At 31.6% G+C, this 20,063-nt stretch carries 37 protein-coding genes; 21 read left to right on the forward strand and 16 right to left on the reverse strand.

The genetic code is table 11. The features are described from left to right. Positions 1-13 precede the first annotated feature (13 nt). The 5 genes from ACW9XA_RS08630 (at position 14) to ACW9XA_RS08650 (ending at position 2,060) form a co-directional block, all read left to right on the forward strand. Positions 14-427, forward strand: coding sequence for a hypothetical protein (locus tag ACW9XA_RS08630; protein ID WP_457763932.1), 414 nt, complete (start codon positions 14-16; stop codon positions 425-427). Between the two features lie 305 nt (positions 428-732). Beyond that, positions 733-858 (forward strand): hypothetical protein, encoded by a 126-nt coding sequence (locus ACW9XA_RS08635; RefSeq protein WP_457763933.1) that lies wholly within the window; start codon positions 733-735, stop codon positions 856-858. Positions 859-942: 84 nt separating this feature from the next. Beyond that, positions 943-1,521, forward strand: coding sequence for a hypothetical protein (locus ACW9XA_RS08640; protein WP_457763934.1), 579 nt, complete (start codon positions 943-945; stop codon positions 1,519-1,521). Positions 1,522-1,564: 43 nt separating this feature from the next. Further along, positions 1,565-1,792 (forward strand): hypothetical protein, encoded by a 228-nt coding sequence (locus ACW9XA_RS08645; protein ID WP_457763935.1) that lies wholly within the window; start codon positions 1,565-1,567, stop codon positions 1,790-1,792. Between the two features lie 37 nt (positions 1,793-1,829). Next, positions 1,830-2,060, forward strand: coding sequence for a hypothetical protein (locus tag ACW9XA_RS08650; RefSeq protein ID WP_457763936.1), 231 nt, complete (start codon positions 1,830-1,832; stop codon positions 2,058-2,060). A 2-nt stretch (positions 2,061-2,062) separates the two neighbouring features. Here the strand turns inward: ACW9XA_RS08650 and ACW9XA_RS08655 are convergent, their stop codons facing one another. After that, a complete protein-coding gene (locus ACW9XA_RS08655; RefSeq protein WP_457763937.1) occupies positions 2,063-2,488 on the reverse strand; it encodes a hypothetical protein in 426 nt (141 codons plus the stop codon). A gap of 101 nt (positions 2,489-2,589) precedes the next feature. Here ACW9XA_RS08655 and ACW9XA_RS08660 point away from each other — a divergent pair, with 101 nt between their 5' ends. Then, positions 2,590-2,781 (forward strand): hypothetical protein, encoded by a 192-nt coding sequence (locus ACW9XA_RS08660; protein ID WP_457763938.1) that lies wholly within the window; start codon positions 2,590-2,592, stop codon positions 2,779-2,781. Here the strand turns inward: ACW9XA_RS08660 and ACW9XA_RS08665 are convergent. Continuing rightward, positions 2,778-2,996 (reverse strand): hypothetical protein, encoded by a 219-nt coding sequence (locus ACW9XA_RS08665; RefSeq protein ID WP_457763939.1) that lies wholly within the window; start codon positions 2,994-2,996, stop codon positions 2,778-2,780. The genes ACW9XA_RS08660 and ACW9XA_RS08665 overlap by 4 nt on opposite strands. A gap of 106 nt (positions 2,997-3,102) precedes the next feature. On the opposite strand from ACW9XA_RS08665, the gene ACW9XA_RS08670 reads away from it, so the two are divergent. Beyond that, positions 3,103-3,939, forward strand: coding sequence for a PEFG-CTERM sorting domain-containing protein (locus ACW9XA_RS08670; RefSeq protein ID WP_457763940.1), 837 nt, complete (start codon positions 3,103-3,105; stop codon positions 3,937-3,939). A 137-nt stretch (positions 3,940-4,076) separates the two neighbouring features. Then, a complete protein-coding gene (locus ACW9XA_RS08675; protein WP_457763941.1) occupies positions 4,077-5,522 on the forward strand; it encodes a hypothetical protein in 1,446 nt (481 codons plus the stop codon). On the opposite strand, the gene ACW9XA_RS08680 is transcribed toward ACW9XA_RS08675, so the two are convergent. Further along, positions 5,523-6,140 carry an O-methyltransferase gene (locus tag ACW9XA_RS08680; protein WP_457763942.1) on the reverse strand — a complete coding sequence of 206 codons (618 nt, stop codon included), beginning with the start codon at positions 6,138-6,140 and terminating at the stop codon, positions 5,523-5,525. Between the two features lie 99 nt (positions 6,141-6,239). Here ACW9XA_RS08680 and ACW9XA_RS08685 point away from each other — a divergent pair, with 99 nt between their 5' ends. Further along, a complete protein-coding gene (locus ACW9XA_RS08685; protein WP_457763943.1) occupies positions 6,240-6,617 on the forward strand; it encodes a DUF6659 family protein in 378 nt (125 codons plus the stop codon). Between the two features lie 60 nt (positions 6,618-6,677). Next, the gene (locus ACW9XA_RS08690; RefSeq protein WP_457763944.1) at positions 6,678-6,998 is read left to right on the forward strand and encodes a hypothetical protein; all 321 of its coding nucleotides are present in this window, start codon (positions 6,678-6,680) and stop codon (positions 6,996-6,998) included. Here the strand turns inward: ACW9XA_RS08690 and ACW9XA_RS08695 are convergent. The 3 genes from ACW9XA_RS08695 to ACW9XA_RS08705 form a co-directional block, all read right to left on the reverse strand. After that, entirely contained in the window at positions 6,995-7,201 is a 207-nt protein-coding gene (locus ACW9XA_RS08695; protein ID WP_457763945.1) for a hypothetical protein, read from the reverse strand. The genes ACW9XA_RS08690 and ACW9XA_RS08695 overlap by 4 nt on opposite strands. Then, the gene (locus ACW9XA_RS08700; RefSeq protein WP_457763946.1) at positions 7,185-7,418 is read right to left on the reverse strand and encodes a hypothetical protein; all 234 of its coding nucleotides are present in this window, start codon (positions 7,416-7,418) and stop codon (positions 7,185-7,187) included. Before ACW9XA_RS08700 ends, ACW9XA_RS08695 begins: the two co-directional genes overlap by 17 nt. Before the next feature lie 105 nt (positions 7,419-7,523). Then, complete coding sequence (locus tag ACW9XA_RS08705; protein ID WP_457763947.1) at positions 7,524-7,763, reverse strand: hypothetical protein; 240 nt, start codon at positions 7,761-7,763, stop codon at positions 7,524-7,526. Positions 7,764-7,860: 97 nt separating this feature from the next. Here ACW9XA_RS08705 and ACW9XA_RS08710 point away from each other — a divergent pair, with 97 nt between their 5' ends. Continuing rightward, positions 7,861-8,256 (forward strand): DUF6659 family protein, encoded by a 396-nt coding sequence (locus ACW9XA_RS08710; RefSeq protein WP_457763948.1) that lies wholly within the window; start codon positions 7,861-7,863, stop codon positions 8,254-8,256. 61 nt (positions 8,257-8,317) lie between these two features. After that, positions 8,318-8,590 carry a DUF5615 family PIN-like protein gene (locus ACW9XA_RS08715; protein WP_457763949.1) on the forward strand — a complete coding sequence of 91 codons (273 nt, stop codon included), beginning with the start codon at positions 8,318-8,320 and terminating at the stop codon, positions 8,588-8,590. Here ACW9XA_RS08715 and ACW9XA_RS08720 read toward each other — a convergent pair. From ACW9XA_RS08720 to ACW9XA_RS08735, 4 genes are all read right to left on the reverse strand, one after another. After that, positions 8,587-9,153, reverse strand: a complete 567-nt coding sequence (locus ACW9XA_RS08720) for a hypothetical protein (RefSeq protein ID WP_457763950.1) — start codon at positions 9,151-9,153, stop codon at positions 8,587-8,589. The genes ACW9XA_RS08715 and ACW9XA_RS08720 overlap by 4 nt on opposite strands. A 9-nt stretch (positions 9,154-9,162) precedes the next feature. Then, a complete protein-coding gene (locus tag ACW9XA_RS08725) occupies positions 9,163-9,402 on the reverse strand; it encodes a hypothetical protein (RefSeq protein ID WP_457763951.1) in 240 nt (79 codons plus the stop codon). Positions 9,403-9,551: 149 nt separating this feature from the next. Then, positions 9,552-10,373 (reverse strand): hypothetical protein, encoded by an 822-nt coding sequence (locus ACW9XA_RS08730; RefSeq protein WP_457763952.1) that lies wholly within the window; start codon positions 10,371-10,373, stop codon positions 9,552-9,554. Between the two features lie 40 nt (positions 10,374-10,413). Continuing rightward, positions 10,414-12,228, reverse strand: a complete 1,815-nt coding sequence (locus ACW9XA_RS08735) for a potassium transporter TrkG (RefSeq protein ID WP_457763953.1) — start codon at positions 12,226-12,228, stop codon at positions 10,414-10,416. Between the two features lie 145 nt (positions 12,229-12,373). Here ACW9XA_RS08735 and ACW9XA_RS08740 point away from each other — a divergent pair, with 145 nt between their 5' ends. Together ACW9XA_RS08740 and ACW9XA_RS08745 are read left to right on the forward strand one after the other, a co-directional pair. Next, positions 12,374-12,802 carry a bifunctional nuclease family protein gene (locus tag ACW9XA_RS08740; RefSeq protein ID WP_457763954.1) on the forward strand — a complete coding sequence of 143 codons (429 nt, stop codon included), beginning with the start codon at positions 12,374-12,376 and terminating at the stop codon, positions 12,800-12,802. 49 nt (positions 12,803-12,851) lie between these two features. Next, on the forward strand, positions 12,852-13,070 hold the full coding sequence (locus ACW9XA_RS08745) for a hypothetical protein (protein WP_457763955.1): 219 nt from the start codon (positions 12,852-12,854) through the stop codon (positions 13,068-13,070). Here the strand turns inward: ACW9XA_RS08745 and ACW9XA_RS08750 are convergent, their stop codons facing one another. Beyond that, positions 13,071-13,274 (reverse strand): hypothetical protein, encoded by a 204-nt coding sequence (locus tag ACW9XA_RS08750; protein WP_457763956.1) that lies wholly within the window; start codon positions 13,272-13,274, stop codon positions 13,071-13,073. A 36-nt stretch (positions 13,275-13,310) separates the two neighbouring features. On the opposite strand from ACW9XA_RS08750, the gene ACW9XA_RS08755 reads away from it, so the two are divergent. Then, entirely contained in the window at positions 13,311-13,703 is a 393-nt protein-coding gene (locus tag ACW9XA_RS08755; RefSeq protein WP_457763957.1) for a hypothetical protein, read from the forward strand. A 159-nt stretch (positions 13,704-13,862) separates the two neighbouring features. Next, positions 13,863-14,114 carry a hypothetical protein gene (locus tag ACW9XA_RS08760; protein WP_457763958.1) on the forward strand — a complete coding sequence of 84 codons (252 nt, stop codon included), beginning with the start codon at positions 13,863-13,865 and terminating at the stop codon, positions 14,112-14,114. Here the strand turns inward: ACW9XA_RS08760 and ACW9XA_RS08765 are convergent. Further along, positions 14,108-14,368: a hypothetical protein gene (locus ACW9XA_RS08765; RefSeq protein ID WP_457763959.1), complete on the reverse strand. Its 261-nt coding sequence runs from the start codon at positions 14,366-14,368 to the stop codon at positions 14,108-14,110. The genes ACW9XA_RS08760 and ACW9XA_RS08765 overlap by 7 nt on opposite strands. Positions 14,369-15,047: 679 nt before the next feature. Next, positions 15,048-16,139, reverse strand: a complete 1,092-nt coding sequence (locus ACW9XA_RS08770; protein WP_457763960.1) for a DUF1297 domain-containing protein — start codon at positions 16,137-16,139, stop codon at positions 15,048-15,050. Positions 16,140-16,438: 299 nt separating this feature from the next. Here ACW9XA_RS08770 and ACW9XA_RS08775 point away from each other — a divergent pair, with 299 nt between their 5' ends. Next, positions 16,439-16,996, forward strand: a complete 558-nt coding sequence (locus ACW9XA_RS08775; RefSeq protein ID WP_457763961.1) for a UbiX family flavin prenyltransferase — start codon at positions 16,439-16,441, stop codon at positions 16,994-16,996. Positions 16,997-17,003: 7 nt separating this feature from the next. Then, positions 17,004-17,432, forward strand: coding sequence for an SRPBCC family protein (locus ACW9XA_RS08780; RefSeq protein ID WP_457763962.1), 429 nt, complete (start codon positions 17,004-17,006; stop codon positions 17,430-17,432). Here ACW9XA_RS08780 and ACW9XA_RS08785 read toward each other — a convergent pair. The 3 genes from ACW9XA_RS08785 to ACW9XA_RS08795 are packed head-to-tail and all read right to left on the reverse strand — an operon-like array spanning position 17,429 to position 18,928. Then, complete coding sequence (locus tag ACW9XA_RS08785; RefSeq protein WP_014965038.1) at positions 17,429-17,611, reverse strand: twin-arginine translocase TatA/TatE family subunit; 183 nt, start codon at positions 17,609-17,611, stop codon at positions 17,429-17,431. The genes ACW9XA_RS08780 and ACW9XA_RS08785 overlap by 4 nt on opposite strands. A gap of 27 nt (positions 17,612-17,638) precedes the next feature. Beyond that, on the reverse strand, positions 17,639-18,430 hold the full coding sequence (tatC, locus tag ACW9XA_RS08790) for a twin-arginine translocase subunit TatC (RefSeq protein WP_457763963.1): 792 nt from the start codon (positions 18,428-18,430) through the stop codon (positions 17,639-17,641). A 30-nt stretch (positions 18,431-18,460) separates the two neighbouring features. Beyond that, positions 18,461-18,928 (reverse strand): hypothetical protein, encoded by a 468-nt coding sequence (locus ACW9XA_RS08795; RefSeq protein ID WP_457763964.1) that lies wholly within the window; start codon positions 18,926-18,928, stop codon positions 18,461-18,463. A 93-nt stretch (positions 18,929-19,021) separates the two neighbouring features. Between ACW9XA_RS08795 and ACW9XA_RS08800 the strand changes: the two genes are divergently transcribed. The 3 genes from ACW9XA_RS08800 to purS all read left to right on the forward strand — a co-directional run bounded on the left by ACW9XA_RS08800 (position 19,022) and on the right by purS (position 19,999). Then, the gene (locus ACW9XA_RS08800; RefSeq protein ID WP_457763965.1) at positions 19,022-19,177 is read left to right on the forward strand and encodes a hypothetical protein; all 156 of its coding nucleotides are present in this window, start codon (positions 19,022-19,024) and stop codon (positions 19,175-19,177) included. A gap of 43 nt (positions 19,178-19,220) precedes the next feature. Then, complete coding sequence (locus tag ACW9XA_RS08805) at positions 19,221-19,601, forward strand: hypothetical protein (protein ID WP_457763966.1); 381 nt, start codon at positions 19,221-19,223, stop codon at positions 19,599-19,601. A gap of 137 nt (positions 19,602-19,738) precedes the next feature. Next, entirely contained in the window at positions 19,739-19,999 is a 261-nt protein-coding gene (purS, locus tag ACW9XA_RS08810) for a phosphoribosylformylglycinamidine synthase subunit PurS (protein WP_457763967.1), read from the forward strand. Positions 20,000-20,063 lie beyond the last annotated feature (64 nt).

A 20,063-nucleotide genomic window follows, 5' to 3' on the forward strand; every position in this document is an offset into this window, starting at 1 on the left:
ACTATGTTGAATTATGAGTACCCAATCTCAAACTAGCGATGCATTTGCAATGTACAAACAAAATATTCAGAAATATTTTGAAAATGTTTCAAAATTAACTCCGCAATATTTTCAGTCTGCAACAGAATTGCAAAATGAATGTATGAAAACCTGCCAAAAAACAATTAATGCCGCAGTTTCAATACAGCAAGAATTTGCAAAGAAATCTGGAATTAATACAGATATTCCTGACTCTGCAAAAACTGCTATTGTTGATACTAACAAGCAAATTGTTCAAGCAAGTACAGTAAACAATCAATTAGTAAAAACTGCTATTGATGCAACTGTTCAAAATTTCAAAACATTCAATGATAATGTTAATGCATTTGCTGAATTGAACAAAAATATAATCCAAACATGGATATCTCCTTTCACACAAAAAAACTAGTGTGAATGGTTTTCTTTTTATTTTAAAATTTCATGAAATTTGATGAAGAATCCCCAAATCTCATGATGTGTTAGGTGATTTGAATTCCAAAATTTGTATTTAAGCCCGATGGATGATTTCTCAGTTAATTATATGCTCATGTTGAATTAGTACTTTCATGTTTCTCTAAATTTAATATCTGGAATTGTCAAATCATTAGCGTTTTCACGCATGCTCGATTTGCAAAATATTGAATGATGTTACATTGAGATTTTTACAATTTAGAAGAGCTTATTTCTTACCTGATTGATGTTAATATGATTCTGATGGTGAAAGGTTACTGGGAAAAACGATTCAAGAAAGAACTTGTGGAAGAAGAAGACAGACTCAAACATGAAGTTGCTGAGGCTGTGAGAAAGAAATTGGATGATCTTGAAAAATCTGAATCTTAATCCTGTTTCAGCCTGAATTTGATTAGTAAAATATCCAAAACTAATTAATAGCTGACCTGTATTATATAGGTCGACCTAAAGATAATGAGTCAGATTAAGCCCAACTCTGAAATATATGAGCGTGAACGAGTAATTCTGGAGACTATTAAGAATTATCCAAAACTACATCATAATGCCTTGTTGAAAAAAATTGTACCAGAATTTATGGCAAAAACAACCTTTGAAAAAACAAGGGATTCTCTTCTAGAAAAAGAAATCATCACTGTTTCACATAAAGGAAATATGAAATTTTACATTCCTGTTGAAAATTTTGAAGAGAGAATACATCATAGAATTGAACGAAACACCAATAATTCATACCATGATTTAAAATTAAAAATCAAAAAATTAGATACTGATTATTCTCACAAAGATGTTGATGATAAAATATCTGTTGCAAACTTTTTGTTAAGAAGTTTAATTCTGGTTGATACTGGATTTACAATCCTAGATTCTGTAAAAAACCCCAAAAAGACATTATATCGTGATGAACACTTGACTGTTCAGCAATTAATTGATCATGTTTTTGAAATCATTAGACACGACAAAGACTTTGAAATCATCTTTCCAACAGTTGTCAGTAATTTAGTTGGTTTTGTACCTCCTATGTCTTTAGATAAATAGGATTTCATCTAGTTATTTATTCGGGATTGTTTATGGTAATCATATGGGATTACTTTATACCAAATTTTACATGGATTTTGACGGTGATGAGTGGAAACAAATTTCTAACAATCCAATCACATTTCAAGCAATCAAAGATAATGTCAGTTTGGAAATAGAGGATGTTTCTCATAAATCATATAAAATTAATTTCAAATCTGGTGGGAAACTCAATATGTTTAGAGTAACAGGAAAATTCCGTCTAACTTGGAATGATGACGATGTTGTCTAACTATATCAAATAATAATAGGTATTACAAATTCCTTTCATGTCCCTAGAAGAAGAAATAAATAAAATTTTAAAGGATTTTGAAAATACCTCTTCTGAAAAACTGGTTGACGTTTTAAATCAAATAAACCCTCATTTCAAAAATGAACTAATTTCTGAATATCTTCAAGGTAAAATTCAAAAAATTCAAAGCTCTGCAGACGAGTCTGAAAAAAAGAAGCAGTGTAAGGCATTATTGCCATATTTTGATTGGTATTTGCAAGGATTGTAAAACTATTCTGAAAAATTATTTATTTTCACTAATGCTGTTTTAATGATTTTTAGATCTTCTCTTGCATGTGATGTATCTCCAACAAGTTTTACAAAGTATTCATGACCTGTATCTTCAGCTTTATGAATATCTGATTCGTAACATGCTAATGCTTTTTCTAGAAATTGTTTTTCATCTAAAATATTATTCATAATTTGAATGTCTTTAAGCCCTTCATGAATTTTTTCTATCACTTCATTAATTTTTGGAACTGTCTTTCTAGCTTGCTGGTTTAAGACGGATGCAAACATTGCTGCTGAATCTTTTAATTCTGGACTATCGTTGAGTGTTTTTAATCTATTTTTATAATGGTTCAATGATTTTAAAATTATTTCATAGCCTCCTTCATCTTTGATGTAGATTCCTCCCAACCATAATTTTTCAGACATTTCTGTTCTTTTTTTTGATGTGTTATTATAATTTAGTTCTTAAATTAGCACTAGTATAATTTCTACCTGTTTTTAATATATCAGAAAACCAAACATAAATCATGAATATTACAAATGAATTTGGAATGAAAAAACTTGCAGCAAATTGCCCGATGTGTCTTATTGATTCACTATATTGTGGAACTATTCCTACTGAAATCAAATCTCTTTCAAACAAAGAAGTATTATTCTGTAAAACTTGCAAATTCGTCATTCCTATAGATGAATACAAGAATATGCTGTATCAGGCCTAAACATCTGAATGTTCTTTCAATGATGGCTCGCTTTTGTTGATCAGATGTAGTAAAACACCTGCCAGAAATACTCCCATGCCACTAATGCCTACAAACGTTCCTGTATTTTTGACAAATCGCAACAATGGGTCTGTTTGACCTAATTCAATCAGATAAAACATTACTAGTCCTGACGTAAACATGAGTATGCCTATGATGGCAATTCCTACACCCATTTTCATATTTAGGATGAGGTTTTCTGATTAATAAATAACAAGAACAAAGATGTATTCTTTGATGAGCAGAGTAAACTCTTTTAATTAATTGTAATCTTAAAAAATCATGAATAACATGTTTGTGTATTTTGCAATTGCATCTTTATTCATAATCCCGTTAACTGTTGAAATATTTGCACAAACAGAATATGAGATTAAAATTCCTTCGGGCGCATCTGATCCAAATGCTCCTTTCTTCTGGTCTGAAAAAAGTACTGGAATAACAACCGGTGAAATCACTGTTTATCCAGGTGATTCAATTACATGGCATAATGCTGACACAGCTTTTCATACAATAACTTCTGTCTCTGCATCCAGCATTGAAACTGGTGATTTTGAAGTGGATGGTCTTTTTGATAGTGGATTTTTTACTGCAGGAAAATCATACACTAGACAATTCAATGATTTGGGAGAATTTTACTATTTTTGCAGTATCCATCCTTACATGAATGGTGTAGTTCATGTGATAAAAAATCCTGGCAGTGTTAAAACCGTTGATGGGGTGGCATCTGGATACTCTGATGATGGTTTGGGATTCAAAATTAAATACATCTTGGACACTAATTTACAAAATGCTGTTCATGTCAACCCTGATGAAAAAACACTGACATTTACAATATCTGGGGATACCGAAAATGAACAACTGACTCTTATTTTGCCCATAAAATTAATTGAAAATCCAAACACTGTTTGGGTAGATGGAGATGTGGTTGATTTTGAAATGGAAGATACTGCAACTGGAAAAAAATTGATCATTCCAATTTCACCTTACTCAAAGGAAATCAAAGTTATGGGGGCTAAAGTTATTCCGGAATTTGGTTCAGTAGCCATGTTAATTCTTGTAATTTCTATAATGTCTATTCTTGGTTTAAGCCAAAGATCTAAAATTAGATTTTTACAATAAAATCCGTCTGAAAAAGGAAGATTTGCCATATTTCAGCATATGATTATCTCCCAAATCATCAAAAATTCATTTTTACGTTAATAATTTTTAAAAAGTTATTTTTACTAGATTTATTAAAAAATCAATCATAAGAAAAAATGACTGAATCAAAACCTCTATCCCTTTTGGAAACCATTCAAAAAGTTGATGCTCTAATTAATGATGGAAATGGCGATGCTGGGCGTCTATATCACATATTGGAGTTCTTAAAAAACAATAAACCTCTGTATCATTCAGATAAAATTTATCTTGAAAATAAATTAAATTCTTCATTTTCTGTTAAAGACGAATTTGAAGAAGAAAAACCATTATTGCAAAAAATTAAAGAATTGATTGATTCTGGAAATGGCGATCTGGGAAGATTACAATCTATCTATGATGCAATAGAAAATGATAAACCTCTATACCGTTCTGATTCAATTTACTTAGAATCAAAATTAAATTCAAGCATCTCCCATGATTCTTCAGAGCATGTTCCTGTTGAGATACATCAGGAAAAAGATATTCCCAAATCTCTTGAAAAACCTGTAGAATCTGAAACTCCTAAAAAAATTCATGGCATTATGCCTAAAGGTTGGTCCCCTGAAAACAAATCTGAAGAATTGGAAAAAATTAACAAGGATATTTTGGATGAACAAAAGAAAATTGAAATACAAAAGAAAATCCATAATGAGATAAATCTTCAACGTTCAAACCTGTCTCAATTAATTTCTCACAGACAAGAGTATGAACAGAAAATCACTACAGAAAAATCATCTCTTGAATCCCAAATTAAAGAAGAACGAGAAAAAATTGAATATCAGACAAAACTATCCAATGAAATCCTTGCACAAAAAGAAGAACTTGATAAAATTAAAAAAGAAAGAGCATCTATAATCAAAAAAATAGATTCTGAAAAAATTAAAATTTCAAAGGATCTTTTATCTCAGAAACGACAACTAGTCCAAGCACAACTAGAGCAAGAGAAGATTGAAAAACAAGTTGCCAGGGAGCAGGAATTATTGTCAAAAATGGCATCTGAGCAGAAATCTCGACTTTTAGAGCAGGCACAAATTGCTATCGAAATCAAATCAAGACAATCTGAATTAGAAAGAACCAAACAAGAATACGAGGAAATTGCATCTCAGGTTAAAAAAGAAAAAGCAAAGTTTGCAGAATCTGAAAAACTCAAGAAATTAATAAAATCTCAGGAAAAAGATCTAATAATTGCCAAAGAAAACCGATTAAATCTCATCAATATCATAGCCGCCGAAAAAGAATCTATTCTTAAAAAGACCGAAGAAGAAAAGATAAAATTAAAATCTCAAACTGAATTCAGTAAACAACTCAAAAAAGATGAAAAAGCATATGATTTACTAAAAAAGAAACGAGAAAAAATTGAATCTCAAATAAAAATAAAAAATAAAAAACTAAAAGAAAAACAAGACAAATTAAAAAAACAAATTGATGAAAAAAACAAAAAACTCGAATCTCTTAGAAAAAAATCTTCAATAAGAAAGAATATCAAAAAGCCTGCACAAAAGAAAGTCGATAAAAAGAGTTAATTATTTTATTTTAATTGTCATTTCTTCCCCATTGCCGATAGACAATGTTGTTGTTATCAATTCTGATTTAGATTTCAAGTAATCTGAAAATTTCTTCATATCTTGCCTATATTTTTCAGGGTATAACATGTTGTCTGTAACTATTATTCCGCCTACTGATACCATTGGTAAAATCAAATCAAAATATTCTATTACGTTTTCTTTATCTGCATCAATTAAGACAAAGTCAAAAAAATATTTGTTTTTTTCTTGAACGCTCAGTTCTTTTAAAATTTTGATCGCAATTCCTTCTTTTATCGTTATAATGTCTTCTATCTTTGCTTTTTGAAAATTTTCATTTGCTCTTCTGATTTTTTCGGAATCTTGTTCAATCGTGATGATTTTTCCAGAGTTTTTTGCAATTGCCTCTGCGCACCATATTGTAGAATATCCTACAGATGTGCCTATTTCTAGCATATTTTTTACATTTTTTAGGCGTAAAATCATGTTCAATAGTTCTCCTGTTTCCTTTGTAATTGCTAACATTCTTTCTTTTTGAGGAACCTCTATGGATCTTGATTTTTCAAGGGTGGAGCGTTTTTCTAATTCTTCTAAAATTCTTGAAATCGAATCATTCATCTAATCCATTTAATTTGTTAAGATTTAATTCTGTCTTGAAAAATTTGTTTTTAAAACATTTGATAGCTTATATTTGCCAAATTATTTTTCAATAACTATATGGCAGCAAAAAAAGTAGATCTGCTTAATGTAGTTCAACAAATACTCAAATTGGATACTAAAATGAGATTTGCAGCTATTATTGATGCCAAAGGCAATATTCGAGAAGCCATTATGAAGACAGGAAAAACTAATCTTAAATCTCAAAAAGAGGAAGAACATTTCTGTAAGCAGGTTGCACAAAGGCGTTCTATGAGAAAAGAATTTGACAGATCACTGGGAAAAGTAAGATATGTCCATGTTGAAAGAGAAAAGGTTTCTCAGATGGTAATTTACACTAGAAGAAATATTGTATATTTTACAATGGAACCTGAAATGCCAATTAATACAAAAATTAGACTCATTACAAAAATTAAAAAAATTACTGCTGATCTTTGAGTCTAAATATTTCAGATTTGAATTGAAATGACATTTCGTAAATATTTAGGCGATTCAAAAATGTTTGAATATGACAAATATTATCGTGAATGTCAACAAGAAAACAAACCCTTTATCAAAGCAAAAATTAACCCCCTACACAAAAATTATTTTGTACAGATTGATTTAATGACCTGCAACTATGAATTGTCTGCATCTGAGCAAAATTCTATTAAAAAATTAACTCAATGTGAAATTGATTACGTCAAATCCAATTCAAAATATGATTTTCAAGGATTTAGTATTGATAAAGAACTTGCTTGGTTTGATGGTGTTTCTTCTGAACACATTGATGATTTTTGTAATTCTCTTTATGATTTAACTCAAAAAAATAATGGCTAAAATCGTATCAAATTTTTTAAGATTTTATCAATAATTTGTATCTCTTCCTTTCTTTCTTTTATTGTTGTTTTATTCCATTCCTTTGCAAATTCTGACTGCTTATCCATTCTTTCTAAAACTTCGATATACTTTACTAGGTGAATTTTATAGTCATGTAGCAAATCTAGATGCTTGTTGTGATTTTTTTCAGTCGGTGTTGTCATCCCACTCCTCTTCTTTAATATCTGGAAACATATCTCTTATTCGTTTTTTGTCTTTTTCCATTGCTTCTATTCTTTTATCTAAATGACTATTAATTGCTGGTTCCCCTTCACTATTCTTTTCTTTTTTGATATCTTCAATTACTTTGCAAAGGGATCTGTAATACACAATATGGTTTTTTTTAGATCTTTCTGATGTATCTTCTTCCTTTACATCCACATTTTTTGTATTTTTATTGAAAATAAGAATTTGGCGATTACACTTAATCCAAAATTAGAAACACAATTTCACAATCGATTATTTAATTTGCATTTTTGGCTATGACTACTTTCGTGTCATTTTGCGTCCTAAAAATGCAATTATCCAGCCTATCCCAATTAATCCAGACCCAAACAAAATGTTCCATTCATAATATTTTACATACTCTTCTTCAAATCTGGGGTCTTCTAGAAATTGCTCTTGTGGTATGTCTGTCAAGAATAGTGCCCAAAATGAAAATCCTACAAACAAAACTCCTAATGCAAAAAATCCAATCATTACATATTTTGGGGCTCCTTGAATCATGATAATTCTATAAAAATCCCCTATATGGACTAACTTTTCTCTACATGTAATTTTAGCAAATTTGATTAAATACAATGAAATTGTAATCATTTTGTAAATGTCTGATGAACAGTTTCCTCTTGAGGATATGAAAAATAGAATATCTGATATTTTATTGGAACCTGAAATACGATTCTGCGGTCTTATTGATAATACTGGGGAATTGATCATAGGTGATATGAAAGCAGGAGTTGTTCCTTTTGAAAATGATGCAAGAAGAAAACAAATGTTTCAAGAATTAGCTCACAGAGTAGCAAACAGAACTGGGTTTGATGCTAATTTGGGCAGGGTAAAATATTCTTCTTCTAGACGAGAAAAAGTTGTAATGATGAGTATTCCTATCGGAAAATATATCATTTTGGTAATTGCTGAACCTAGTGTAAATATAGATAGACTCGGTTGGAAAATAATAGACAAACTTGGACATCAGTGGTCTGAATTTCTAGGGTTTTAATTTTAGATTGTTTTTAATGAAAATGTTTTACACTAATATTGAAATTAAATAATTAATTGATATGAAAATTCTTGTAGATGAAAATTTGGATGGAATGGATGAGAAATTAAAACTATTGGGGTTTGATGCTTATAGTGTACGAAAAATGCAAATGGAGGGAAAAAAACTTGCTTCTGATTACTCAATAATTAATTACGCACGTGAAAATGATATGATTATAGTTACAAAAGATACTGAATTTCGTAAAGCAAGTGAAGAAAATGATTTCCCTCTAATTTTGCTTGATGATGAAGAAATCCTTAAAGTAATTATTGAAAAATTGAAAAAATTCTAATTAACATTATTTGAATCGATTTGTGATATTCTCAAATTTGCTAGAACTTCATTCAGGAAGCCTTCTTCTGGTTGATGTGTAATACTGTTCATGATGGATTCCCAACAGTCATTAATTTTTCTATTGATTTGTGAATACATTTTGTCTTTTCTGAATACAGGATAATATGATAATAATTTCATTATTCCATCAGTTGATTGCACAATGTTAATCTGATGTATGATTGATCTTAGCCTTTCGTGAAATGAATGTTTTTTCATTCTGATATCTGTTTCAAAATTAGATATTTCGTCGAAAATCATCACTATCTCTTTGTACAAATTTTTGAGTTGCAAATTAACGGATTCAGACAGATTGATCAATTCGTATTCAATGTGGGACTTGCTGTGAATTCTTTTCTCTATTTCTCCTGATTCTACAAGTGCACTGATTTCCCTATAGATTATTTTCTCATTGCCTACTTTTTTCATGACTCTTTTTGCAAGCTCAGTTCCTCTGGTTTTGCCATTTTCATTTAATATTCTGATGATTTCTGTTTTAATGATCTCTGAATTTTTATTCATAATTTTCCACTATGTTTGTTTTTGATATTTTTCTAATACTGCTTTTTCTCCAATCGTATTAATCTCTATTACTAAATCTTCTAAAATCTTAATTCCTTTTTCTATTGGTCCTTTTTCTAAATTCTTGTATTCTAGTTTTTGCTTGAGTACCATTCTTTCATTGTTTACAAAACTCAAAAGTGGAACATTCTCCCCCATATTCAGGTTGACGAAAAAATCAATATACTCTTCAGTCGATTTTATTGCCATATTTTAGAATTTTTCTACCATTATTTGTTTGAATCCTTCAAACTAGGGTTGGTCTAATTTTTGTATTTGTTTGGCAAGGTGAGATGTTTTCAAATGATATTCTCTTTTAGATGTGACAATTATGATTTTTAGACATCTAGTTCGGAAATTCATTTAGTCTTATCTACTTTGCAACTTCCATCTGGATTTCTTAGTTTTTTTGCCATAAGATATGGTGTCACAAATAATATTGGAATTGATATTGCAATAAACACTGTTTGTAATTGTGCTAATGCAACAGATAATGCAATCCCACTTGCTGTTCCAATAAATATTGACAAAAATGTTCCTGCGCAAGTAGGGCATGCAATAAACAAGCCCACTGCAGCACCTATGGAGCTGGCTCCTTTACCTTTCTTAGATATTGTATATGCATTTACTGCAATCGCTGCATTTAATGCCACTAGGTATGATACAATTATTTGCAACACCAAGTTTATTGGAATTATTTGTAATCCTATATGTTCAGTCAAGTAAATGATTATTTTTGGCATATATCCTGGTTCATCACAACATGGTGCAACAAACCCTGATGGAATTTCAGCTCCATAATGAATGGCAAAGTTAACCTCTGGTTGATACACTAATGTCCCTGAAACTAATGAAAAAAATATTCCGTATATGACAAATATTGCAACAAAGATTTTTTGAGATTTTGGGTTCCATGTTGTAATGGCTATTATTGTTGAAAGATCTTTTCCTTTAATCTCTACTTTTTCCTTATGATATCTATACATTCCAAAAGCAATTGCACCAAAAGATACTACTAGTATTATGTAAAATCCATATGCTATTCTTTGAATTGAATCAATTGCACTAGGTGTAAGCAGTTCTGGATCTTGATATCGTCCATACATCAAAAATAAAATTGCAATCGTTACAAATCCTAGAATGATTAGTTTTTTCCCCTTGCCTGTACTTTTTTTATCCATGACCATATTTTTGATTTTTCATATGAAATTAAATTTTATCTCAGCTAAGTTTAGGAACAAAAATGTAGATTATTGCAATAATTTCTAATCTGCCAAAAATCATTAAAAATCCTAGTATTATCTTTGTTGCAGGATCTGTATCGATATCTATCACTCCTGCTGAGAGTCCTCCTGTAGTTATTACTCCTGCAGCCTCAAAAAATGCGTCTTGAAATGGAACTTCTTCTATTACTGCAAGATGTGCCCCTGTAATGGTTGAGATAATTGGAAATAATGCAAGAATGATAAGAGTTGATATTACTTCTTTTTTTGCTTGGTGTGGTAGTTCTGCCCTTTTTGCTTTACTAAGAAATGCTTTTGCATTTTTCAGGTGAAACAATCTGAATATTTTCAAACCACCTGCTGTTGAAAATCCACATCCGCCAATGAACATCAAAATTATCAAAATTGAATGTGCTCCACCGCTTAATCCTGCAAGACTTTCTTGTTGGAGTCCTGCGGTTGTACTTGCAGATACTGAATAAAATGCACTTTGCATCGGATCAAGTCCACTTATACTCATAAACAAAATTGTTGCGCTACCTAAAATTGCAAAATATACCAAAACTTCTTTTCCTAGTTTAGGCGAGAGGAATTTTTTTCTTACAAATGCATAGTGGAATGTAAATGGTAATGCTCCTAGTATCATTGCTCCCATTAGGATGATGTGTTCTTGCCAAACTAATCCATCAAGAATTGTTGATGTGGGTAGGAATCCTCCGGTTGCAAGTGTGCTCATCGCTAATGAAAAATTATCGATTATGTTTCCTTCTCCAAACAAATACAGCAAAAATGCTACAATCACAATGTAAATTGCAAAGATAACTGTAATCGTTGAAAAAAGTTCTTTCATGTGGAGTGTTCTACCTGAAATGAAACCACGCATGGATTGTAACTTGGATTCTGGGTAAAATGCAGTAATTACCAAATAGATGAAACTCATTCCTCCTACAAGCTGAGTATAACTTCTGAAAAATGTAAAACTCTGAGATAGTTTTTCTGGTTCCTCAAATAATGATATGCCTCCAGTAGTAAATCCTGCAGCACTTGAAAAAAATGCATTGCTAAACATCTCTATGTTTGTTTCATCACTTGGCAAAACATAGAGATAAGGTACTGTTCCAAAAAGCGACAGCAAAAACAGGCTCGAAAATACCAAAATTGAGGCTTGCTGTAAATTTAAACTAGATTTTTCACCATAAGAATTCAAAAAAAACCCTGTTACTAACAAAAGTACTGTGGTCAGATATATTCCAGTAGCAGTCGTAGTGTCTTCTAATAATGTAGCAACAATTGCTGGAACAAGAAGTAGAACTCCTGCAAATTGTAAAACAAAACCTAAATTCCCTAAAACTGCTTTTACTGGTGGACTAAGAAGTCGAGGGGCTGTGGCAGTTGCATCTCTAATCACATTAGCTATAACTGATTGAAAAATCATACCAACAACTTGGTTCTTTTTTGTTAGGACTGGAAGTTTTCTAATGTTGTTATCTCTCATTTTATGTAATGCATCTTGTAGTGTTGATTTTTCATTAATTGTAATGAGTGGTGTGCTCATGATGTCTTTTAACGTGGTAGCTTCGGCATATACTGTAACATCGCTTACTTTGCTCAAAATGTCTTCGTCTGTCACAATTCCTACTGGAAGATTATTTTCATCTGTAACTATAATATCGTCTGTTTCGTAATGTCGCAACATTCTTGCTGCTTCTCTTGTCAATGTATGCTGTCCAAGTAGCAACACGTCTTTGTCCATATAGTTTGTAACATATTTGCTTAGAACATATGATACAGCACGTTCTGGATTAGTCGACATTAAGCTTCCTTAGTTAGGGATTTTAAATAATTTGGGGTTACGCGTAACTTTTGATCGTCTAAAAATAATTCACCTTTTTTTATTTTTTAATTGATCTCGTTTTTTGTTATCTTTATAAGCACTGAAACGTAAGTTTATGCGTAGTATGGAAATTGATCAAGCACAAGAACCTGATTATGACTCTGTAAAAATTGATTATGTTGGATTTGTTGATCCTTATGCTGTAGAAGGCATGGTTGTTCTAAAGTCTGATGATGGAAAGGAATTTCATATGCGCGCATTTTCTGGTGAAGTAGCTAAACACATCTCCAGTTTTGGTGAAACTCAGGGTGAGGCAGCTCCGTCAATTTACAAAATGATTGAAGAAATTTGTGAACAAAATGAATTGGTGCTAGTCAAAGTAAAAATCTATGAAAGTGGTGAGGTGTTACGCGCAAATCTCTATTTTACAGGAAAGAAAGATTTGGTGTTAAGGAATTATCGTGCCTCTGACGCTATGGCACTGGGTGCATTTTACAATATCCCGATTCTTGTAAGGAAAAATCTTCTAAAAGAAAGTGTAGAGGCAGAATAGTCCTCATCTTTTTCGAATGGTTTTTCTTATGGTGTTTTAATGAGTAATTATGAATGAACAAGAACAACTCATGGATAATCTGCTAAATGTGGATCTTGAGATAATTGACATTATACGTGAATTACATCAGACTAATTGGGATTCCCAATCATTAAAAGAACAAGTAGGTGATTTGTTAAAAATTCGTGATGAAATGGTCCAACAACTGATGTCTCAAAAGGGTGATGATCATTCATGTGATTGCGGTCATGACCATTCACATGAATAACTATCTTAGTTCTTCAAAAAAATTATCTGGAAACATTTCCTTAATTTTAATAATTTCTAACTGATATTTTTTAATCTTTGATTCAATTTCCTCTCTGTCTTTTCCATGTGTATTTTCTTTTGATTTTTCTAGAATTTTGATTTGATTTGATAGTGTTTTATACATAATAGAGTATTCAGGAAAATTTTCAGGAAGTTCCACCATTAAATAGATTAAATACGCATCTTACTAATACTGGTTATGAAAATTCTCATTGTTTCATTACTTGTTTTATTTTCCTCTATTGGTACTATTTTTGCAGATCCTGTAACTACTCAGACTTCTTCTGAAGACAAAATTCACTTTGTCGATGAACAGATTATGATTGTAGCAGATATCTCAAATAACCAAGACACACAACAAAATTTTGCATATATCACACAAGTAAAAACTGATGAAGATGTGGCCATTTCACTATCTTGGCTAACTGGCTCTTTATCTCCAAGGCAATCTTTTTCCCCTGCACAATCTTGGATTCCTACTGAACCAGGGAAATATCATATTCAAGTATATGTTTGGGAAGGGATTGATCATCCTAGTGCTTTATCTCCTCCATTATCCATGACTGTTAATGTTCTTGAACGACAAACCTAATTTTTAAAAACGCTTCATAATTCGGCAAACTCATCATCTATCAGTTATAGCTTAGTTTGTTGGTTAATCATCAGCATTTTTCCTTCTTATTTCTATGGTATATTATTATCCAATTTATAAAATCAGAACCTTTTTGAAATCATTAAAAGTTGTTGATATATGGTAAATTTTGAAAAAATATATCATCAAATTGCATTACAAATCATCAAGAGATGTCATGGTGCAATCAAAATCACCAAACATGGAAAAGTAATTGAAGTCTATGACACTAAGCGTCATATATGGAGCCATGGTTTAGCGGGACTCATAATAAAAGAAGAATGCAGAAATGCAAATTTAAGAGAATGGGAATTTGCAAATGTTAGAACATATGTGATTAAAGAATTACTTGGAAAATCCGAAAATCAATAACCTACCTTTCTAATCAAATGTGGCTCTTTTAGCATAATGGTGTCATCTTTTACTGATGATAAATCTACTTGCTTGAGATTATGATTTGTTATGACAATTAACGCTTCACATCTGGAGCATAGTATTGTTTTTCCGTTTGATCTCCCTTCTCTGATCAAATCTTTTTCTAATTTGTCTTCTTTTTGACATGTTGGACAAAGTCTAGGCTCTTTCAATATTGTGATGATTTCTTTAATGAAAATTGTTCTGCCCATGATTATGTTATTTTGTTGTTACTAAAGAGTTGTATTGTTAATTGGTATCAGCAATCCATTTTGAATGTCAAACCGTTTTAATCATTCAAAATTAGAACGAATGGTATTCGGTATATTTCCAATCTAACCAATTAACATATTTTTTGAAACATTTCTTGGAAATATGTTTTTTGACTAGTTCGACTTTCTTAACAAATCATTGACCGCTCTTGAGTAACTATATGTGGCATTATTTTTTTTCCATAGTTTTTGCTTGGAATTCTCTGATTTTCTTATCCACGTCATCATCAAAAATTATGGTTATTCTTTTTCCCATAAGGTAATTTTCAAAATATTGTATTAATACAAGGCAAATTTTTCCTTCAAGTGGTAATACCTTGCATCCCTAATGATCTAATTGTATATCTGTAATAAAAATTTCAATATTTTTAAACATTTATTGAAATAATTTATACTAAATCTTAAATAGTTATTTGTCTTATAGAATTTGATGTCGTTAGTTGAAAAATCTGGCGATTAAATTGCGCTGCCCCGCAGAACAAAAAAGGCAATCAGACGTTTAGACGTTTGACCACGAGAGGGAATCTCTCAGAGTTCTGCAGTTAGGGGTTTGCGCCTTTCTATTTTATTGAAAAATTGTTTTGTCTTAATTGAACAGACATGTCTTTTTGAAATTTGGCTATGTTACTATTTCATCTAAACGGCCTTCTTCTTGAGCTCGTTTTATCTCCATTGCAATTCTTCTACCCACTCCAAATGTTTGTCCATATTGATATTTTGTGTAAGGACTAGTTGTTGCAACTATTGGATTGCCTGGAACTCTTAACGAGACATCGTAAACTATAAGCTCCAAATCTTTGGTGATTACACTTTGCAGTGAAAATGGCCCTATGATTCCAGGGGCATATTCTCTCTTTACTGCTGCCACAAATTTATCTCCCATTTTTAGTACTTTCTCAAGTAATGACTCTCTGATACTTGCAGGAGTATGCCCCACTTCGATATTCTGTAAATCAATATCCATCTCTAACTGTTCTCTTGCTGGAAGTGCATTGTAATCATGAATATTGGTTTGTAATCTTCTCTCAATTCCTATAAAGTCAACTTGGTCTGAAATTGGGGTATGGAAGAAATTAAAATTCATGTATGTTCCAATTGCCAATTCTTCAATACTTGCTTTTTGAAGGTCCTTTTTTGCAATGACTCCTTGTTTTATCTTCTCTTCTGATTTTTTAACATAATCTTTGTATGATGAAACTGTAAAAAATGCTCTTTCTAAAGGTCTGTTTTTTTCTTGTACTTTAACGATGCATGGTTTGTTTATTCTTTTAGGATCTTTGAATAGTTTTGGATATTTTATTCTGGCTTTTTCCAACAGGTAATACTGTCCTTTTTTTGCGGTTCTCTCTTCTGCCTGAAACAGTTTTCTATTTCCAAAAATTGGTACTTTGAAAGAATTTTCAATTGTTTTGTATCCAAGATAAACAGTAAGTGATCTGTGGGGAACTATGATTGTGTTTGAATCTCTTAATTCTTTTTGATATTTGGCAGATGCCATGTCCTTGAATTTGTCTAATATTGTGATTTCATCTGCTATTCTTCCAAATCTTTGATATGGACCTTCACGTCCTTTTTGACAGAAAACCCTTGTCTGAAAATCCTCATCTTTTGCTCCATCCATAATTTCTAATGCTGAATGGCTGCCTAGAACTCCGATTTTTACATCAGTATACTCGTTAACAATTTTCTTAATCTCAGAAGCTTTAATCACATTATGCCTAGACAATGGGATCTAATATAGCTAATTTTTGATTATTCAGATCGGGATAAAACAATAGATTTTTCTCAACTGTAGTTTCATATCTTATCATGTTGTATTCTTTTGAATTGCAAATGGCTGGAGTAATACTACTTACTGCAATGGCGGCAGGTGCTATATCACTATGGTTTAAACGAAGAAAAGCACATCAAGCAATGGAAAATCTTGAAAACGAGGAATCTCAAAATTCCTAGTGTTAATCCAAGTATTCTATCTAATACATAAAATACTCTTAATTCTAAGGTTCTATCATGAAACTAGTTATTGGAATTACTGGAAGCACTGGTGTAATCTATGGCATACGAATGCTTGAAACTTTAAAAAAATTAAACATTGAAACACACTTGATTCTTTCTGAATGGGGAGAAAAATGCATTTCAATGGAAACTGAACATACTTCTGATTATGTGAAATCTCTTGCAACAAATACTTCTGATGAGAAGAATATGGCATCAAGTGTTTCTAGCGGAACTCATAGGATTGAGGGTATGATTGTTGCTCCTTGTAGCATGAAGACATTGGCAGCAATTGCAAATGGGTATGATGATACACTCGTTGCAAGAGCTGCTGGTGTCACAATTAAGGAATCTAGAAAATTAATTTTAATGGTTAGAGAAACTCCTCTTTCTGCAATTCATTTAGAAAACATGTTGAAATTATCTAGATTGGGAGTTGTAATTTTACCCCCTGTTACAGAGTTTTATACCAAACCAAAATCTATTGATGATATTGTAAATCATGGTGTCGGAAAATGTTTAGACCAGTTTGATATAGAGCACAATTTATACCCTCGATGGGGTACTCTTTAAACTACTATTGCCAAAATTTTCTTTAGAAAAAATTGTTAATGCTGATAGAGATTTAGTTTTTCAAATTTTCTCAAAATGTGAAAATTATCAAAAATTAGTTCCTCAATTCTTTCCATCTATACGAGTTCGTTCTACTCGAGGTGACGTTTCTGTGGCTGAAGAACATTTGATTCTTGGGAGTACTGAATTAGTAATAATGGCAAAACATGTTTCTCAAGAACCTCTTCTACATGATGTATTTGTAATTGGCGGTGATGCAAAAGGAAGTCATATTAAACAAGAATTTATTGAGCTTGAAAATGCCACAAAAATTTTAGTTGATGTTGATTTGAAATTTAAAGGCAAAATGATGCTGTCTACTCTATTTGGAAGGCATGATTTTAAAGAATATTATAGTAAAATTTTAGACGAGTTTGGAAGAATATCTGAAAATTAATCTGATTTTGATTTTTCTTCTTTAAACTCTTTGAGTTCTTTATCTGCTTCAATTTTCCCTTTCTCAAACTCTCCTTTTGCTTTACCAAAAGTTTTTGCAAGTTCTGGAATTTTTTTTGCACCGAAAATCAACACGCCGATAACTACTACCAAAACAATGATTTCTGTACTTCCTAACATGTTATACGGTATTCTCTGATTTCAGATTTAAGTGTTCGACTTTTTTCGCTCTTTACGCTCGATGAATATCATGCCTGCTGCATACAATGCAATCATTGGTCCTGCAACAAACATCATCGTCACTCCTGTTCCATCAGGGGTGATGATTGCTCCAAAGATCACAATAATTACAATGGCATATCTGATATTCTTCCTCCAAAAATCTGCATCTACCATTCCTGATGCTGCTATGGCATACATTACAAGAGGTAGCTGAAATGAAAAACCAAATGCCAACAAAAATTGTAATACAAAAGTCACAAACTCCATTACATTGAGAAAAGTTACCAGTCCTGCTCCTTCCCCATATCGATACAAAAATTCTAACATGTATGGGATCACAAAATTATAAGAAAACACACATCCTGCTACAAACAATCCTAGTGCCGGTAATGTTACGTTTCTACTTACATTGATTTCATTTTCTTTTAATGCCGGTTTGATAAATCCAACTAGTTCTTTTATTATTACTGGCATTCCAACTACAATTCCAACAAGTGCTGCAACATACATTTGAGCAAAGAATGCTTGACCTGGTGCAGTTTGAATTAACTGTACTCCTTCTGGAACTAAATTGATTCTCATATGGTTTGTAATTTGAGCCGCCATATTGTGAAGCGGTTCTGGTGTTGGATAATACAAAGTAAATTGATTTATTTGAAATGGTTCTGCATGAAACATTAGAAGAAATGCAGAAATTCCTCCGATGACTAGAACAATTCTCACTAATCTTCTCCGTAATTCTTCAAGATGCTGATTAATCCCTTCCAATTCGGACATCTGGATATCTTTGATTCTAAACTATATCAATTATGTGGGGATTGGCAATAGTTTTGCTTCTGGAAGTCCTGCTTCTTTAAGTGCCTCTGCACTAATATCTCCAAATTCTAATGATATTATGGCTTTGGTGTTAAATTTAGACTCCATCTCTTTTGCCAGATTTGAAATATCTTTTGCAGAATAGATTTCTTTTGAATCTTTTAGGAATACTCTTTCTCCTTTTTCCATTTCTTTACCGTTAAATTTCCCTTGCAAAAATTTGGTAATTTCTGGCAGTTCTTTTCTGTCTATGTTATTGTGAAAATAACAAATTCCTTTGACTGATTCATAGTCATAGGCTGTTCCATTTCTATACATGAAAACTCCGATAAAATGAGCCTCATCTTCTGGCTCTCTTACACATTTGATTTCCCAGTTAAGCAATTTACTTTCATCATATGCATATCCTCCTAGTTCTTCTGATGAGATTTTCCAATACCTCATTCTGCCTTTTGCCATTATGAATTAATGAGAATTATTCTGATATAAATTCCATCTCTATGCTTTTGACAAATACTGTCTTCTTTTATACTAAATCGAGGTAATTGACACGTGGGAACCAGAATAACTGTTGTATTAGACTCTTCAAATGTAGAAAAACTGCGAAATATTCAAGCAAAGATGATCAGATCGTCATCAAAATCAATTAGCTTTTCACATGTGTTGAATTTGGTTGTGAGTCAAGGATTAAAAAAATTCAAGGCATGATCTGAAAACAAAATATTGAAAGATTGATCTTGTTTCTAATTATATGCCACTAGAAAATCCGTTATATCCAATTGAAATTGATGATTATCCAAAACTCTTTGATTATGTATTATCTACAGAAGGATTAATCTATTTTCAAACATTGAAAAGAAATTTCATACTTGGCAAAGAGATGACTTTGGATGAATATAACAAACTTCGATTGCTGTATGTGTATTATGCTACTGCCAATAGGAATTCAAAAGAAGTATCTGCATGGCAAGATCTTTGTGTCACTCTAGATGAGAAGGGAATCTTTGAGAAAAAAATGTATCAATCAAAAGAAGATTTGAAAAGCAAATCTTTGATACTTGTAAATCCTAACTATCAATCCGGACTATATAGAAAATATGTTGAATTTGTAAAAGAAAATATGGAGTCCTAGTTACCAGAACTGGGCCGGTGATATCTTAACAACACAAATCCTCAGTTCCGGAAACCTAGTCTTTATCTCGAAATAACTATAAAAATACAAGATTATTCGGAAGATAGATTAACCTCGATTTTATTTTTAATTTGTTAATGGCAACTTTTAGTGTTCATGTAACCATTGAAAACAAGCTTGGCATCAGTGATCCTGAAGGAGATACGATTCTAAATGATTTAGTTCTTAAAGGAACACACAAAACAGTCTCGAAAATCAAAACTGCAAAAATGCTAAAATTCACCATTAAAGAAAAAGACAAAAAAACTGCGCAATCTATAGTCCAAGAAATCTGTGATGATTTGAGAATATACAATCCAATGGTAAGCAAAGTCACTATTGACGTTTTTGAAAATTAAGTTCCTGTGAACTATCTATTAGACTAATACTTGTCCTGATCGTTTACGTCCACGATTAATCATA

It is taken from the genome of Candidatus Nitrosopumilus sp. bin_6a, from assembly GCF_054095695.1.

Coding starts and splice junctions, on each gene's coding strand:
- ACW9XA_RS08630 (WP_457763932.1), top strand. CDS start 14: ATGAGTACCCAATCTCAAACTAGCGATGCATTTGCAATGTACAAACAA.
- ACW9XA_RS08635 (WP_457763933.1), top strand. CDS start 733: ATGGTGAAAGGTTACTGGGAAAAACGATTCAAGAAAGAACTTGTGGAA.
- ACW9XA_RS08640 (WP_457763934.1), top strand. CDS start 943: ATGAGTCAGATTAAGCCCAACTCTGAAATATATGAGCGTGAACGAGTA.
- ACW9XA_RS08645 (WP_457763935.1), top strand. CDS start 1,565: ATGGGATTACTTTATACCAAATTTTACATGGATTTTGACGGTGATGAG.
- ACW9XA_RS08650 (WP_457763936.1), top strand. CDS start 1,830: ATGTCCCTAGAAGAAGAAATAAATAAAATTTTAAAGGATTTTGAAAAT.
- ACW9XA_RS08655 (WP_457763937.1), bottom strand. CDS start 2,488: ATGTCTGAAAAATTATGGTTGGGAGGAATCTACATCAAAGATGAAGGA.
- ACW9XA_RS08660 (WP_457763938.1), top strand. CDS start 2,590: ATGAATATTACAAATGAATTTGGAATGAAAAAACTTGCAGCAAATTGC.
- ACW9XA_RS08665 (WP_457763939.1), bottom strand. CDS start 2,996: ATGGGTGTAGGAATTGCCATCATAGGCATACTCATGTTTACGTCAGGA.
- ACW9XA_RS08670 (WP_457763940.1), top strand. CDS start 3,103: ATGAATAACATGTTTGTGTATTTTGCAATTGCATCTTTATTCATAATC.
- ACW9XA_RS08675 (WP_457763941.1), top strand. CDS start 4,077: ATGACTGAATCAAAACCTCTATCCCTTTTGGAAACCATTCAAAAAGTT.
- ACW9XA_RS08680 (WP_457763942.1), bottom strand. CDS start 6,140: ATGAATGATTCGATTTCAAGAATTTTAGAAGAATTAGAAAAACGCTCC.
- ACW9XA_RS08685 (WP_457763943.1), top strand. CDS start 6,240: ATGGCAGCAAAAAAAGTAGATCTGCTTAATGTAGTTCAACAAATACTC.
- ACW9XA_RS08690 (WP_457763944.1), top strand. CDS start 6,678: ATGTTTGAATATGACAAATATTATCGTGAATGTCAACAAGAAAACAAA.
- ACW9XA_RS08695 (WP_457763945.1), bottom strand. CDS start 7,201: ATGACAACACCGACTGAAAAAAATCACAACAAGCATCTAGATTTGCTA.
- ACW9XA_RS08705 (WP_457763947.1), bottom strand. CDS start 7,763: ATGATTCAAGGAGCCCCAAAATATGTAATGATTGGATTTTTTGCATTA.
- ACW9XA_RS08710 (WP_457763948.1), top strand. CDS start 7,861: ATGTCTGATGAACAGTTTCCTCTTGAGGATATGAAAAATAGAATATCT.
- ACW9XA_RS08715 (WP_457763949.1), top strand. CDS start 8,318: ATGAAAATTCTTGTAGATGAAAATTTGGATGGAATGGATGAGAAATTA.
- ACW9XA_RS08720 (WP_457763950.1), bottom strand. CDS start 9,153: ATGAATAAAAATTCAGAGATCATTAAAACAGAAATCATCAGAATATTA.
- ACW9XA_RS08725 (WP_457763951.1), bottom strand. CDS start 9,402: ATGGCAATAAAATCGACTGAAGAGTATATTGATTTTTTCGTCAACCTG.
- ACW9XA_RS08730 (WP_457763952.1), bottom strand. CDS start 10,373: ATGGATAAAAAAAGTACAGGCAAGGGGAAAAAACTAATCATTCTAGGA.
- ACW9XA_RS08735 (WP_457763953.1), bottom strand. CDS start 12,228: ATGTCGACTAATCCAGAACGTGCTGTATCATATGTTCTAAGCAAATAT.
- ACW9XA_RS08740 (WP_457763954.1), top strand. CDS start 12,374: ATGGAAATTGATCAAGCACAAGAACCTGATTATGACTCTGTAAAAATT.
- ACW9XA_RS08745 (WP_457763955.1), top strand. CDS start 12,852: ATGAATGAACAAGAACAACTCATGGATAATCTGCTAAATGTGGATCTT.
- ACW9XA_RS08750 (WP_457763956.1), bottom strand. CDS start 13,274: ATGGTGGAACTTCCTGAAAATTTTCCTGAATACTCTATTATGTATAAA.
- ACW9XA_RS08755 (WP_457763957.1), top strand. CDS start 13,311: ATGAAAATTCTCATTGTTTCATTACTTGTTTTATTTTCCTCTATTGGT.
- ACW9XA_RS08760 (WP_457763958.1), top strand. CDS start 13,863: ATGGTAAATTTTGAAAAAATATATCATCAAATTGCATTACAAATCATC.
- ACW9XA_RS08765 (WP_457763959.1), bottom strand. CDS start 14,368: ATGGGCAGAACAATTTTCATTAAAGAAATCATCACAATATTGAAAGAG.
- ACW9XA_RS08775 (WP_457763961.1), top strand. CDS start 16,439: ATGAAACTAGTTATTGGAATTACTGGAAGCACTGGTGTAATCTATGGC.
- ACW9XA_RS08785 (WP_014965038.1), bottom strand. CDS start 17,611: ATGTTAGGAAGTACAGAAATCATTGTTTTGGTAGTAGTTATCGGCGTG.
- tatC (WP_457763963.1), bottom strand. CDS start 18,430: ATGTCCGAATTGGAAGGGATTAATCAGCATCTTGAAGAATTACGGAGA.
- ACW9XA_RS08795 (WP_457763964.1), bottom strand. CDS start 18,928: ATGGCAAAAGGCAGAATGAGGTATTGGAAAATCTCATCAGAAGAACTA.
- ACW9XA_RS08805 (WP_457763966.1), top strand. CDS start 19,221: ATGCCACTAGAAAATCCGTTATATCCAATTGAAATTGATGATTATCCA.
- purS (WP_457763967.1), top strand. CDS start 19,739: ATGGCAACTTTTAGTGTTCATGTAACCATTGAAAACAAGCTTGGCATC.